Here is a 13,199-nt window from a genome sequence, read left to right on the forward strand (position 1 = left end):
CCCCTCCCCCCTCTCTTCTCGTTCTCCCCCTCCCCCCCCCCCCCTCCCCCCCCCCCCCCCCCCCCCCCTCCCCCCCCCCCCCCCCCCCCCCCCCCCCCCCCGGGCCCCGTGACGCCTACTCGCCGTTCGGCGGTGTGACCGTCTCCGGTTCGCCGATGCGGGGCTGCAGGGGCTGGGACGGCGTGGTGCCGGGCGCGGCCCTGCCGGTGCGTTCGAACAAGGCGAGGCAGGGTGTGCCGGGGGAGTGGGAGACCTTGAGGTCGGCGGGGTGCAGGGGGGCGCCCATCTCTTGAAGGGCGCCGCGCATCAGGCCGAGATGCACCGAGCACGCCACGTCCGGGCGCTCCGCCGCGACCGAGCGGAAGGGACAGCGGTGGACCCGCAGCAGGGGCGGGTCGTCGCTCCGTTCGGTCTCGAAACCGAGGCCGTCCATCAGAGCGGTGATCTTGTCGAAGGCGTCTTCCGCGGAGATGGACGAGAACGGGGCCGGGCGCTCGGTCAGATGACGGCCCCATTCCTGCCCTGCCGCGACGGCGTCCCTCGACGGGCTGTCGGAGGTCGCGGCCAGATAGCCGGCCAGGATCTGGGCGAGGAGCCGGTAGCCGTTGCCCTCCCGCTCGGCCGTCCCGGTGGAGCCGGTCGTCCTCCCGGTGGTGGCCTCGTAGGTGAGCTTGGGGCGGCCGGGACCGCCGAGGCCGGCACGCCCCTCACGGACCTGGCCGTCCTTCGTGAGCCGGGTCAGGTGGAAGCGCACCGTGTTGGCGTGCAGCCCCAGGCCCTCGGCGAGCTGCTGCACGGTGAGCGGACCCTCCGCGTGACGCAGGGCTTCGAGGATGGCCGTCCGGGAGGCGCCGCCCGCGGGACCGGGGTGACTGTCGGATGGCTGAACGGGAGCCATGGCATCAACGTCCGAAAGAATCGTGGAAATGTAATTGGTCTGAGAAATTCTTCTCCAGCGTAACAAGGGAGGGGAGGGTCGCGACGGGTTTCGGCGAGGGCGGACGCGCCGGCGCCCGGCACACGCGATACGCGTGCGCCGGGCGCCTGTTCGGGATGGTCAGTGGGCCTCCGCCGGGGCGTCGCCCGCCACGAGCAGGCCCGCCGCACCGCGGGAGAGGTCCTTCATGATGTGGTTGACGAAGGTGTAGGTGCCTGCCTTGTCGACGGTGAACTCGACGAAACCGCCCTGGGTGGTCGACAGGTCCAGCGTCTGCGAACCGCCCTTGTCCGGGCTGCCCGGCTTCAGCAGGTATTCGCCCTCCTTCCACACGGTGTCGAAGATCAGGCCGACGGTGTGGAACGCGAGGGGCTCGTTGATGGCGGCGTTGTCCACCCAGACGCGGACCCGGTCGCCGACCTTCACCTTCACCGGCTGGTGGACGTACTGGTTGTAGTAGCCGTTGAAGACGACCCCGTCGTTGGTGCCGGCCATCATCTTGGTGAGGTCGGACGCCTTGCCCTGCGGGCCGAGGTACAGCTCGGACTGGACCAGGGCGATCTCCTTGTCCACCTTCCGCAGGTTCGGCGGGTCGACGATCACGGCGCCGAACATGCCGTTGCCCATGTGGTGGATCATCGGTGCGGCGCCGCAGTGGTAGGTGAAGATGCCCGCGTAGTCCGCCTTGAACTCGTAGATCAGGGACTCGCCCGGCTTGATGGGCCGCATCTGGACGTTCGGCGCCACCTTGGAGGCGTGGAAGTCGATGGAGTGGTTCATCGAACCGTCGTTGGTCAGCCTGACCCGGAAGGTGTCACCGACCTTGCCGCGCAGCGTCGGGCCGGGCGCGGTGCCGTTGTAGGTCCACAGGGTCTGCGTCACCCCGGGCGCCACCTCGGCCTTCTTCTCCCGCACGTGCAGGTCGACCTGATGGACCCGCTGACCGTCGGCCGGACGGACCGTCGGGTCGACGGCCTTCCAGTCGGCGGACGGCGCGGCGTTCGCGTCGATCTTGGCGTTGCCGGCGTTCGGGTCGGCCTTGGTGACGGCGCCGGCGCCGGAATCGGCGGCGGCCACGCCCTTCACCTTGATGTCGAGCAGCATGCCGGCGGCCTTGTGGCCCTCGACGGTGCACCACGCCTGGGTCGGCTCGTTGATCGGGCCCCAGTTCATGGTGGTGGCGGCGCCCGGCTTGATCAGCGGGGTGTCCTCGCCGGTGAGGGCGAGGGTGTGGTCCATGGCGCCCTTGTTGACGACGTTGAGCTTGACCTTCGCGCCGGCGTCGACCTCGATCGAGGACGGCTTGACGTAGAGGTCGCCGAGTTCGATGTCGAAGGTCATGGTCTTGCCCGCGCCGGGCGCCGCCGCGGGCACGGCGCTGGCGCCGCCGGCGGGCGCGGTCGCGGCGGACGACGACTGCGGCTGGAAGATGCCGACCAGAGCCAGGCCGATGACGAGGCCCAGCGCCAGCGTGGCGCCGATCACGGGCACCAAGGGGGTGAGGGCCCGCTGCAGTATCTGTGGTCTCTTCTGGGGATCGGGGGTGGTCCGAGGGGGGTCCGTGCTGACTGACACGGCGTTACTCCAGTCTCGAGGAGGCGGGGAGGGCAGGGGGGAGACGCCGGCCGGGTCGTCAGCTCACGATCATCTCGGTGAACATGCCGAACATGCCGGTCTTGCCTTCGGAGTGCGGGAAGATGTGGCAGTGGAAGGCCCACTTGCCGGGCCGGTTCGCGTTGACCAGCACGCTGTAACGCTCACCCGGGGCGACCAGGACGGTGTCCGCCTTGTAGGGGTTCTTCAGCGGGAATCCGTCCTTGGCGACGACCAGTTGGTCGAGTCCGTGCAGGTGCATCGGGTGCGCCATGGTGCCCGCGTTGACGTAGTGGATGAGGACCGAGTCGCCCTTGCGGACGCGCACGGGTTCGGTCGCGGGGAACGACTTGCCGTTCAGGGTCAGTCCGATGCTGCCGGAGTCCTGCAGCTCGATCGGTATCTCCTGGGCGACCTTCGTGCGGTCCGGCAACGGCACGTTCCCGATCAGGAAGGCGCCCCACAGGCCGTTGGTCACCTGCTCGGTGCCGTTGTGGTGGGAGTGGTACCAGCCGACGGACTCGCGCTCGGCCTTGATCTTGTAGGTGAAGGAGCCACCCGGGACCACCGGGTCCTGGGTGATGTCGGCGACGCCGTCCATGGCGTTGTCGATGGGGATCCCGTGCCAGTGGATCACCGTGGATTCCGGTAGCTGGTTCTTCAGGACGACCTCGACCTTGTCGCCGACGTCGACGTGGATGGTGGGGCCGGGGACCATGCCGTTGTACGACATGGCGTCGACGGTCTTGCCGGGCTCGACCTCCCACTTCACCGGCTTGGCGGTGAGCGTGAACCGCTTGGTCCCGTCCTTCAGGATCTCGGGCTTGATGAGCTGTGCGCCCTTGCCCGCCGTCTTGGCGGGGAACGACTTGTCGCGCTCGGCCATCTCCTTGTCCATGGACTTCCAGTCGTGCTGCTGGGTGTCCGTGGCCGTGGTGTCCCCGCCGGTGGAGGTGGTGGACGAGCCGTCGTGAGCGGCGCCGCCGTGGTCCGCCGCGGCCGTGTCGACGGCCGGTCTGGCGGGGGCGGAGGAGGTCTCCGCGGAGACGGACCACCACGGGACGGCGACCGCGACCGCGAAGGAGACGGCGCCGACCAGCGCCTTTGTCCTCAACATGCTGGCCTTCCTCGGGCTGGTTCGGATGATGGAATGGTTTTTATCAGAGAAATTTACGGCTGGACATGTTGCGCACATCACACGGTGCGCCGTTTCGCCCCATATATCTCCCGTCGGCTTCAAATAACCCCTGGTCAGGTGTATCCACTCAGGTATTGAGGGCCGCCAAAGTTGATCTGTTAATTATGGTAAATATTGCGGCCGGTACCCATCGAACGGAGAAGGCCCATGCGTCCCACCCGATCCCGAGCCGCCCTGACCGCCCTGACCTGTGTGACCGCGGGAGTGGTCCTGCTGGGCACGGCGGGCGCGGCCGCCGCCCACGTCGGCATCGATCCGCAGAGCGCCGAGGCGGGGAGCTGGGCGAGGCTCACCTTCCGGGTGCCCGACGAGCGCCCCGACGCCGCCACGACCAAGGTGGAGGTGGTCCTGCCGGCCGGCCGGCCGCTCGCCTCCGTGTCCGTCCGGCCCGTCCCCGGATGGACCGTCAGGACCGAGAAACGGCACCTGGACCAGCCGCTCGTCGACGACGGGAAGAAGACCGGCGAGGCCGTCTCCCGGATCGTCTGGACCGGCGGAAGGATCGGCCCCGGCGAGTTCCAGGAGTTCGACGTCTCCCTCGGCCCGCTGCCCGAGCACGGCGAGCAGATGGTCTTCAAAGCGCTGCAGACCTACGACGACGGGGAAGTCGTCCGCTGGATCGAGCAGCCCGCCGCGAACGGGACGGAGCCGGAACACCCCGCGCCCGTCCTCGCGCTGACCCCCGCCGCGGGCACCGACGCTGACGAGGCGTCGGCCACGCGCGAGCCCTCCGGGGCGGCAAGCGGCGAGGCCGGCACGGACGCGCCGAACGTCTCCGCCCCCGTCGCCGCGTCCGGGGACGGCGGCTCCGCGGACGTCACCGCGCGCGTGCTGGGCGGTGCCGGAGCCGCAGCCGGCCTGGCGGGTCTCCTCGTGGCGGTCGCGGCGCGCCGGCGCGCCGCGAAGAGGTCCCCTGGACCGCGGGGATGGTGAACTCCCGGACAGCGGCGGTCCCGGCCGTACCGGTCGTCCGGCGAACCGGCCGGCCGGGGCGGCGCGAGCGGACGGGGCTGCTGCGCCCGCCGTCCGAACTGCCCGTGCTGATGCGCGCCCTGGCCGCCGCGGCCGTGGGGCTCGTCCTGCTGCTGACGGCCGCCGCACCGGCCCGGGCCCACGCCGAACTCCTCGCCACGACCCCGGCGGCCGGGGCGGCCCTCGACCGGGCGCCGCGGGCGGTGACCCTGCGGTTCAGCGAGGCGGTCGAGGTCACCGGCGACGGGCTGCGTGTGCTGGGCCCGGACGGCAGCCGGGCCGACACCGGGCACACCGCCGCCGTGCCGGACCGGCCCGGCGCCCTCACCGTCCCCCTCGAGTCAGGTGTCCCGGACGGCACGTACGTGGTCTCCTGGCGGGCCGTGTCCGCGGACTCGCACCCCGTCCACGGCGCCTTCACCTTCACCGTCGGCCGGACGGACGGGGCCGGGGCGAACCGGCCGCCGGGCCCTCCGGCGGGCGCGGACCGGGACTCCGACCCCCTGCTCGGGGCGGCGGTGGCCGTCGCACGCGGGGTGGGGTACGCGGGTCTGGCACTGCTCACCGGGGCGATCGGCATGCTGTTGCTGGTCCCCGACGGCACCGGCCGCGGCCTGCTGCGACGGCTGGCCGTGAACGGCGGGCTGGTCGTCATCGCCTCCGCGTGCGCCGGGCTGGCCGCCCAGGGGCCGTACGCGGCCGGGGCGGGGCCGGGCGCCCTGCTGGATCCCGCACTGCTCCGCCCCGCGCTGACGGGCCGGCCGGGCCTGACGACGGCCGCCCGGACCCTGCTCACCGGTCTCCTGCTGGTGACGGTGTCCCGGAACCTGCCGCGTCCCGTGACCTCCTGGCGGACCGTCCCGCGCCGGGCGCTCCCGGTGACGGCCGCCCTGGCCGCCGTGGCCGTCACCTACGGCGAGGCCGGCCACGCGGCCACCGGGCGCCACGTCCTCCTGGGGCTGACCGCTGACGTGCTGCATCTGCTGGCCATGGGGCTGTGGCTCGGCGGGCTGGTGGCCCTGATCCGCCTGTTCGCCCGGCGGGAGCGGCCGGAGTCGCTCGCCGCGGCGACGCGCCGCTTCTCGACGGCCGCGGGCTGGTGCGTCGCGATCCTGGTGGTGACGGGCGTGCTGCAGGCGCAGCGCCGGCTGGGCGCCCCGGGGCAACTGCTGACCAGCGACTACGGGCGGCTGCTCGTCGCCAAGGTGCTGACCGTCCTGCTCCTGCTGACGACGGCCCGCCTCGCGCGCCGCTGGACCCGTACGCACGCCACGGGGGAGAACGCCCGCCCGGCGGAACAGGCGCTGCGCGGCATGCGGCGGACGCTGGCCGTCGAGACCGCCATCGGCGCCGTGGTGCTCACCTTGTCGACTCTTCTGTCCGGTTCGGCCCCGCCGCACGGTGCGGACACACCGGCCACCGCGGCGTCGTCCGTCCCCTCGCGGGTACGGATGTCGGCCGGCTACGACACCGGGAGCCCCGACGGCCGCGGCACGGTCTCCGTCCGGGTGGCCCGGCGGGCCGACGGCGGAGCCGAGGTGGACCTGCGGCTCTCGGATCCCGCCGGCGAGCCCGTACGGGCGGAGGAGGTCACGGCGGCCTGGTCGCTGTCGGCGCCGGCCCTCGGCCCCCTGCCGACGGAACTCCACGCGGCCGGCCCCGGGCACTGGTCCGGCATCGTCCGGCTGTCCCCGCCCGGGGACTGGCGGCTGGCGGTGACGGTGCGCACCTCCGACACCGACGCGGCCACCGTCGTCTTCGACGACATCGGCACCGCGGCCGCCCCGTAGCGGGCCCGTGGGGGACCTCAGCGCACCCCGAACCCGTACACCGTCTCGGAACGGAACACCTCGCCCGGCCGCAGCACCGTCGTCGGGAAGTCCGGGCGGTTGGGGGAGTCCGGGAAGTGCTGGGTCTCCAGCGCGACGCCCGCGCCGGGGGAGAAGGGCTCGCCCAGGTGGTCCGCGGCGTACACCTGGAGACCGGGCTCGGTGGTGGAGACGGTCAGCACCCGCCCGGACACCGGGTCGTACAGCTCGGCGACCTCCCGGGCGGCCTCGGTCACCCCGCCGTCGAGCGCGAAGTTGACGTCGTAACCGGAGCCGATCTCGCGCGCCCGCCGGAAGTCGAAGCGGGTGCCGGCCACCTCGCGCGGCGGCCCGGCGGGGATCAGGTGCTCGTCGACGGGCGTGAAGCGGGAGGCGGCGACCCGCAGTTCGTGATCGCCCGCGTATCCCGAGCCGCCGAGGTCGAAGTAACTGTGGTTGGTCAGGTTCACCACGGTCGGCGCGTCCGTCACCGCCTCGTACGCGATCCGCAGCGCGCCGGACGCGTCCAGGGCGTACGTCGCGGAGACCTCCAGCCGGCCCGGGAAGCCCTCCTCGCCGTCCGGACTGACCCGGCTCAGCCGCACCCCGTGCTCCACCGGCACGACGTCCCACACGTGCTTGTCGAAGCCGCGCTCGCCGCCGTGCAGCGAGTTCGGCGGGGGGTTGAGCGCGAGCTCGTACGTCACCCCGTCCAGCGTGAAGCGGCCGCCCGCGATCCGGTTGGCGTAGCGCCCGATCAGAGCGCCGAGGTACGGCTCCGGGTGCGCGAGGTAGCCGTCCAGACCGGCGAACCCCAGCACCACGTTCCCGGCGCGCCCGTCCCGGTCCGGGACCTCCACCGACTGCACGATCCCGCCGTACGACAGCACCCGCACCCGTATGCCCGACCGCTCCAGGGTCCAGCGGTGCACCGGTGTGCCGTCGGAAAGTGTGCCGAAGTGTTCACTCATGAGCGGAATCCTAAGCGGCCGGGCGAATCCCGCCGCGGCCAGGTGGCGCCCCGAAGGGGCGCGGGGAACTGCGCGGCCCGCCACGACGGCGCCGCAGCCGCCTGACGGCACAACGCGGCACATCCGGCAGAGCGCCCGGTGCCGGGGCGCCGGGTCACGGCTTCTTCGCCGTGACCGTCCGGTAGGCGATCTCCGCCAGCCGGGCCTGCCCGTCCACGCTCGGGTGGAACCAGTCCCAGTGGCTCAGCTGGCCGGTGCCGAACCGGTACGCGTACACCGCGCCCCCGTCGAAGCGGCAGCGGCGGTCCTTCGCGCACACCTCCCCGAGCACCGCGTTGTACGCCTCCACCCGCTTCTGCACCGTGTCCCGGCGCAGCGTCGCCGCCGAGTCCAGCGCGTCCGCGTCGCCCAGCATCGACGGGCACAGGCCCAGCTTCCAGATCTGCTTGCCCAGCGCGTTGGTGCGCCCCTGGGACCACAGCCGCTTCAGGTCCGGCACGCTCGACACGTACACCTGCGCCTTCGGCAGGGACCTGCGCAGCGTGACCATCGCCTGCTCGAAGTCGGCGCGGAAGTCGGCCACCGGCGTCATCGCGTCGGTCGAGGCCCGGCAGGCGTCGTTGGCGCCCGCCATCACCGTCACCAACTGCGGCCTGCGCGTCACCGCCCGCGCCACCTGCCCGGGCAGGTCCGCCATCCGCGCCCCGGTCACCGCGTAGTTCCAGCTGCGCTCGGCCGCCTTCGCCTTCCCCAGCAGCCGCACCGCCAGACTGTCCACCTGCGGACTGGTGCCGGTAGCCCACGACACCTCCGGGCAGTCGGTCAGCACCGCGCAGGCGTCGAAACCGCGCGTGATGGAGTCGCCGACGGCCGCGACCGAGGCGGGGCTGACGTCCCACACCGGCGCCGGCCGCGCGGACGGCTTCGCGGCCCGCGCCTTCGTCCCGTCCTGCCCGGCGGAGCCGCCACCGACGGCGTCGCACCCGGCGACGCCGAGGACGGCCGCCGTCACGGCGGCGAGCACGGTCCGTGACCGGTGGCCGGGCTTCCGCATCCGCTGCTGATCCCCTCGGTCGACGTCAGAAAAGTCCCCCTCCATGACAACGCGCGCGGGTTCCCGGCCTCCACCCGGTGCGGCCACCGGCACCCGTACAAGCGTCCTGCCGGGTGAATGGCGGACGTTTCCCGGCACCGGCTCCGACGGTACGTCACACTCCTCGCGCCGTCGCACGGTAGCCTCGCCATCAACGTGGCCCGCCCGGCCACGGCCGTCCGCAAGTTCGCAAGATGTCCCGCTCTGCCCGGAGGTCCCGGTGACGACACGTGGAGTTCTGTACGTGCACTCCGCGCCGCGCGCGATGTGCCCGCACGTCGAGTGGGCCGTCGCCGGGGTGCTCGGCACGCGCGTCAGCCTCGACTGGATCCGGCAGCCCGCCGCGCCGGGCACCTGGCGCTCGGAGTTCTCCTGGCAGGGCCAGCCGGGCACCGCGTCCAAGCTGGCCTCCGCGCTGCGCGGCTGGCAGATGCTCCGCTTCGAGGTGACCGCCGAGCCCTGCCCGACCGCCGAGGGCGAGCGCTACAGCTGCACCCCCGACCTCGGCATCTTCCACGCCGTCACCGGCATCCACGGCGACATCCTCATCCCCGAGGACCGCCTGCGCGCCGCCCTGACCCGCTCCCGGGACGGCGAGACGGACCTGGAGGCGGAGATCGCCAGACTCCTGGGCAAGCCCTGGGACGACGAGCTCGAGCCGTTCCGGTACGCGGGCGAGGGAGCACCGGTGCGCTGGCTGCACCAGGTCGTCTGACCACCTGCCGCGCCGCCTCCCGGTCCCACGCTTCTCTCTCACGCCGCTCACGCGAAGGGCCCCCACCGGCAGGTGGGGGCCCTCGATGCTTCTGGCGGCGCCTGTCAGACCGTACGGAACGCCAGCACCACGTTGTGCCCGCCGAAGCCGAACGAGTCGTTCAGCGCGGCGATACGGCCCTCCACGGGCAGCTTGCGGGCCTCGCCGCGGACGATGTCGGCGTTGGCCTCCGCCTCCGGGTCGAGGTTCTCGACGTTGATGGTCGGCGGGGCCACCCGGTGGTACAGGGCGAGGATCGTCGCCACGGACTCCACACCGCCCGCGCCACCGAGCAGGTGACCGGTCATCGACTTCGTGGCGGAGACCGCCATGTGGTCCGCGTCGTCGCCGAACACCTTCCGCAGCGCCTTCAGCTCGGCGATGTCACCGGCCGGCGTCGACGTGGCGTGCGCGTTGACGTGCACGATCTCGGCCGGCACCAGGTCGGTGCGGTCCAGCAGGTTCTGCAGGGCGTGCGAGATGCCGCGGCCCTCGGGCTCCGGCTGCACGATGTCGTGGCTGTCGGCGGAGATGCCCTGGCCGACCGCCTCGGCGTACACCCGGGCGCCGCGCTTGGCGGCGTGCTCCGCGGACTCCAGGACGATCACGCCGGCGCCCTCGCCGAGCACGAAGCCGTCGCGGGCGACGTCGTAGGGACGCGAGGCGCCCTGCGGGTCGTCGTTGTTCTTGGACATCGCCATCATGTTGCCGAACGCGGCGATCGGCAGCGGGTGGATCGCCGCCTCCGTGCCGCCCGCGACGACGACGTCGGCGCGGCCCGTGCGGATCATCTCGATGGCGTAGCCGATGGCCTCGGCGCCCGACGCGCAGGCGGACACCGGCGTGTGCACGCCCGCACGGGCGCCCACGGCCAGGCCCACGTTCGCCGAGGGGCCGTTCGGCATCAGCATGGGGACGGTGTGCGGGGAGACGCGGCGGACGCCCTTCTCCTTCAGCACGTCGTACTGGTCGAGGAGGGTCGTCACGCCGCCGATGCCGGAGGCGATGACGGCGCCGAGCCGGTCCGGGTCGACGTTCGGGTCCTCGCCGGCCTTGGCTTCGAAGCCGGCGTCGGCCCACGCCTCCTTGGCGGCGACCAGCGCGAACTGCGCCGAGCGGTCCAGGCGGCGGGCCTGCGGCCGGGGGATGACCTCGGTGGGTTCCACGGCGACCGGCGCCGCGATGCGGACCGCCTGTTCGGCGGCCCATTCCTGCTCCAGGGGCTTGACGCCGGAACGACCGGCGACCAGACCCTCCCAGGTCGAGGCTGCGTCGCCACCCAGCGGTGTGGTTGCGCCGATACCGGTGACGACCACGGTGCGGTTGGTCGGGCTCACGGGAATTCTTTCTCCAACGGATACGAGGATTCGTACGGCGCCACCGCCGGGTGGCGGGGCAGGCAACCGGGCCCCAGGCCCTGTCGTTCGGATCGTCCCGGCGTCGGCCATGAGGCGCCGCGCCTCACAGCCGGCCTGATCCGAGCGACAGGCCCTGGCGGGTGGCTCAGGCCTGGTGCTTGAGGATGTACTCGGTCGCGTCGCCGACCGTCTTGAGGTTCTTCACGTCCTCGTCGGGGATCTTGACGTCGAAGCGCTCCTCGGCGGCGACGACGACCTCGACCATGGACAGCGAGTCGACGTCCAGGTCGTCGGTGAAGGACTTGTCCAGCTGGACGTCCTCGACCGGGATGCCGGCGATCTCGTTCACGATGTCGGCGAGACCGGCGACGATCTCTTCCTGAGTGGCGGCCATGTCAGGCGCTCCTTCGTAGTGATTCAGAGGGTTGGCGTGCGCCGCGTCAGCGGCAGGTGTTGCTGGTCCCGCGTCGGATCGGAGGTGATCCGGCACGGAGTGCCTAGGGGAGGGTAACGACAGTCGCGGCGTAGACGAGACCCGCCCCGAAGCCGATGACGAGCGCGGTGTCGCCGCTCTTCGCCTCACCGGTCGCCAGAAGCCGCTCCATCGCGAGCGGAATCGAGGCGGCCGAGGTGTTGCCGGTGGTGCGCACGTCGCGGGCGACCGTGACGTGCGCCGGCAGTTTCAGCGTCTTCACCATCGAGTCGATGATCCGCTCGTTGGCCTGGTGGGGAATGAAGACGTCCAGGTCGTCCGCGGTGATCCCGGCCGCTTCCAGCGCCTGCTGGGCGACCTTCGCCATCTCGAACACGGCCCAGCGGAACACCGCCTGGCCCTCCTGCGTGATCGCAGGGAACTTGACGTTGCCCTCGCTGTCGAGGGGCAGCCGGGACACGTCGCCGACCCGGAAACGGTCCCAGGACACGGTCTGCTTGATCGTGTCGGCCTTGTCCCCCTCGGAACCCCACACCGTCGGACCGATGTGCGGCTCTTCGGAGGGGCCCACGACGACCGCGCCCGCGCCGTCACCGAACAGGAAGGCCGTGGCCCGGTCCTCCAGGTCGGTCAGGTCGGACAACCGCTCCACGCCGATGACCAGCACGTACTCCGCCGAGCCCTCGACGATCATGCCCTTGGCGAGGGTGAGGCCGTAGCCGAAGCCCGCGCAGCCGGCCGAGATGTCGAAGGCGGCGGCCTTGTTCGTGCCGAGCTTGTCGGCGATCTCGGTGGCGATGGCCGGGGTCTGGTGGAAGTGCGAGACGGTCGACACGACGACCGCGCCGATCTGCTCGGCGGTGATCCCGGCGTCGGCGATCGCCTTGCCGGACGCCTCCACGGACATCGCGGAGACGGTCTCCTCGTCGTTGGCCCAGTGCCGGGTCTCGATGCCGGAGCGCGAGCGGATCCACTCGTCGGACGAGTCGATCTTCTCCAGGATCACCTCGTTCGGCACCACCCGGGTCGGACGGTAGCCGCCCACCCCGAGGATGCGCGCGTACGGGGCGCCCTTGCTCGGCTTGATCTTCGACATGCTCCGGGCTCCTTGTCAGGCGTGCTCTGCGATGAGCTCGCGAGCAGCGTCGAGGTCGTCGGGGGTCTTCAGGGCCAGCGTCTTCACACCCGGCAGGGCGCGCTTGGCGAGGCCGGTCAGCGTGCCGCCGGGGCACACCTCCAGCAGCGCGGTGACGCCGAGCTCCTTGAACGTCTCCATGCACAGGTCCCAGCGCACCGGGTTGGCGACCTGGCCGACCAGCCGCTCCAGCACCTCCGAGCCGGACTCGACGGTCCGCCCGTCCCGGTTGGAGACGTAGGCGACCTTCGGGTCCGCGGGCGAGAGCTCCTTGGCGGCCTCGGCCAGGCTGTCGACCGCGGGCGCCATGTGGTGCGTGTGGAAGGCCCCGGCGACCTTGAGAGGAACGATCTTGCGGACGCCCTCGGGCTTGTCCTCGTTCAGCGCGGCGAGCTGCTCCAGCGTGCCCGCGGCGACGATCTGGCCGGCGCCGTTGACGTTCGCCGGGGTCAGGCCCAGCTTCTCCAGGTGCGCGACCGAGACCTCCGGGTCGCCGCCGAGCAGCGCCGACATCCCGGTCGCGGTGACGGCGGCGGCCTCGGCCATCGCCAGACCCCGCCGGCGTACCAGCGTCAGCGCCGCGGTGTCGTCGAGGACGCCCGCGAAGGCGGCGGCGGTGATCTCACCGACGCTGTGGCCCGCGACCGCGCCCGGTGCGACCTCGGTGATGTCACCCAGTGCCGCGGCGGACAGGATTCCGGCGGCGACCAGCAGCGGCTGGGCCACGGCGGTGTCGCGGATCGCCTCGGCGTCGGCCTGGGTGCCGTAGTGGGCGAGGTCCAGCCCGATGGCGTCCGACCAGGCGGCGACGCGGTCGGCGGCACCGGGGAGTTCGAGCCAGGGAGTCAGGAAGCCGGGCGTCTGGGCACCCTGGCCGGGAGCGACGAGTACGAGCACTCTCACACTCTCTCTTGTGGACGGCCGCGACCGCCCGTGGGGACAAGGAC

General features: G+C 72.3%; 12 protein-coding genes. 3 read left to right on the top strand and 9 right to left on the bottom strand.

The genetic code is table 11. The features are described 5' to 3' along the window. Positions 1-115: 115 nt before the first annotated feature. The 3 genes from ACZ5GT_RS31265 to ACZ5GT_RS31275 all read right to left on the bottom strand — a co-directional run bounded on the left by ACZ5GT_RS31265 (position 116) and on the right by ACZ5GT_RS31275 (position 3,647). Positions 116-898, bottom strand: coding sequence for a helix-turn-helix transcriptional regulator (locus ACZ5GT_RS31265; RefSeq protein ID WP_469032902.1), 783 nt, complete (start codon positions 896-898; stop codon positions 116-118). Positions 899-1,057: 159 nt separating this feature from the next. Beyond that, on the bottom strand, positions 1,058-2,512 hold the full coding sequence (locus tag ACZ5GT_RS31270) for a multicopper oxidase domain-containing protein (RefSeq protein WP_469032905.1): 1,455 nt from the start codon (positions 2,510-2,512) through the stop codon (positions 1,058-1,060). Positions 2,513-2,570: 58 nt separating this feature from the next. Further along, on the bottom strand, positions 2,571-3,647 hold the full coding sequence (locus ACZ5GT_RS31275; RefSeq protein WP_469032908.1) for a multicopper oxidase family protein: 1,077 nt from the start codon (positions 3,645-3,647) through the stop codon (positions 2,571-2,573). A 228-nt stretch (positions 3,648-3,875) separates the two neighbouring features. On the opposite strand from ACZ5GT_RS31275, the gene ACZ5GT_RS31280 reads away from it, so the two are divergent. Both ACZ5GT_RS31280 and ACZ5GT_RS31285 read left to right on the top strand, forming a co-directional pair. Further along, on the top strand, positions 3,876-4,661 hold the full coding sequence (locus tag ACZ5GT_RS31280; protein ID WP_469032912.1) for a YcnI family copper-binding membrane protein: 786 nt from the start codon (positions 3,876-3,878) through the stop codon (positions 4,659-4,661). Further along, a complete protein-coding gene (locus ACZ5GT_RS31285; RefSeq protein ID WP_469032914.1) occupies positions 4,655-6,490 on the top strand; it encodes a copper resistance CopC/CopD family protein in 1,836 nt (611 codons plus the stop codon). Before ACZ5GT_RS31280 ends, ACZ5GT_RS31285 begins: the two co-directional genes overlap by 7 nt. 17 nt (positions 6,491-6,507) lie before the next feature. Here ACZ5GT_RS31285 and ACZ5GT_RS31290 read toward each other — a convergent pair whose 3' ends face one another. Both ACZ5GT_RS31290 and ACZ5GT_RS31295 read right to left on the bottom strand, forming a co-directional pair. After that, positions 6,508-7,479 carry an aldose epimerase family protein gene (locus ACZ5GT_RS31290; RefSeq protein WP_469032916.1) on the bottom strand — a complete coding sequence of 324 codons (972 nt, stop codon included), beginning with the start codon at positions 7,477-7,479 and terminating at the stop codon, positions 6,508-6,510. 154 nt (positions 7,480-7,633) lie between these two features. Beyond that, positions 7,634-8,533 (bottom strand): SGNH/GDSL hydrolase family protein, encoded by a 900-nt coding sequence (locus ACZ5GT_RS31295; protein ID WP_469032919.1) that lies wholly within the window; start codon positions 8,531-8,533, stop codon positions 7,634-7,636. A gap of 259 nt (positions 8,534-8,792) precedes the next feature. Between ACZ5GT_RS31295 and ACZ5GT_RS31300 the strand changes: the two genes are divergently transcribed. Continuing rightward, positions 8,793-9,287: a DUF3145 domain-containing protein gene (locus tag ACZ5GT_RS31300; protein WP_324789764.1), complete on the top strand. Its 495-nt coding sequence runs from the start codon at positions 8,793-8,795 to the stop codon at positions 9,285-9,287. A 104-nt stretch (positions 9,288-9,391) separates the two neighbouring features. Here ACZ5GT_RS31300 and fabF read toward each other — a convergent pair whose 3' ends face one another. The 4 genes from fabF to ACZ5GT_RS31320 form a co-directional block, all read right to left on the bottom strand. Beyond that, a complete protein-coding gene (gene fabF / locus ACZ5GT_RS31305; protein WP_469032923.1) occupies positions 9,392-10,663 on the bottom strand; it encodes a beta-ketoacyl-ACP synthase II in 1,272 nt (423 codons plus the stop codon). Positions 10,664-10,829: 166 nt separating this feature from the next. Then, positions 10,830-11,078 carry an acyl carrier protein gene (locus ACZ5GT_RS31310; RefSeq protein WP_043500565.1) on the bottom strand — a complete coding sequence of 83 codons (249 nt, stop codon included), beginning with the start codon at positions 11,076-11,078 and terminating at the stop codon, positions 10,830-10,832. A gap of 103 nt (positions 11,079-11,181) precedes the next feature. Continuing rightward, the gene (locus ACZ5GT_RS31315) at positions 11,182-12,213 is read right to left on the bottom strand and encodes a beta-ketoacyl-ACP synthase 3 (RefSeq protein WP_469032925.1); all 1,032 of its coding nucleotides are present in this window, start codon (positions 12,211-12,213) and stop codon (positions 11,182-11,184) included. A 15-nt stretch (positions 12,214-12,228) separates the two neighbouring features. Beyond that, a complete protein-coding gene (locus ACZ5GT_RS31320; RefSeq protein ID WP_469032929.1) occupies positions 12,229-13,149 on the bottom strand; it encodes an ACP S-malonyltransferase in 921 nt (306 codons plus the stop codon). Between the last annotated feature and the right edge of the window lie 50 nt (positions 13,150-13,199).

This window comes from Streptomyces sp. NPDC031340 (assembly GCF_055569945.1).

What these genes read in the sequence shown, in the direction of transcription:
- ACZ5GT_RS31265 (WP_469032902.1), bottom strand. Translation starts at nt 898, where the DNA reads ATGGCTCCCGTTCAGCCATCCGACAGTCACCCCGGTCCCGCGGGCGGC.
- ACZ5GT_RS31275 (WP_469032908.1), bottom strand. Translation starts at nt 3,647, where the DNA reads ATGTTGAGGACAAAGGCGCTGGTCGGCGCCGTCTCCTTCGCGGTCGCG.
- ACZ5GT_RS31280 (WP_469032912.1), top strand. Translation starts at nt 3,876, where the DNA reads ATGCGTCCCACCCGATCCCGAGCCGCCCTGACCGCCCTGACCTGTGTG.
- ACZ5GT_RS31285 (WP_469032914.1), top strand. Translation starts at nt 4,655, where the DNA reads ATGGTGAACTCCCGGACAGCGGCGGTCCCGGCCGTACCGGTCGTCCGG.
- ACZ5GT_RS31290 (WP_469032916.1), bottom strand. Translation starts at nt 7,479, where the DNA reads ATGAGTGAACACTTCGGCACACTTTCCGACGGCACACCGGTGCACCGC.
- ACZ5GT_RS31295 (WP_469032919.1), bottom strand. Translation starts at nt 8,533, where the DNA reads ATGCGGAAGCCCGGCCACCGGTCACGGACCGTGCTCGCCGCCGTGACG.
- ACZ5GT_RS31310 (WP_043500565.1), bottom strand. Translation starts at nt 11,078, where the DNA reads ATGGCCGCCACTCAGGAAGAGATCGTCGCCGGTCTCGCCGACATCGTG.
- ACZ5GT_RS31315 (WP_469032925.1), bottom strand. Translation starts at nt 12,213, where the DNA reads ATGTCGAAGATCAAGCCGAGCAAGGGCGCCCCGTACGCGCGCATCCTC.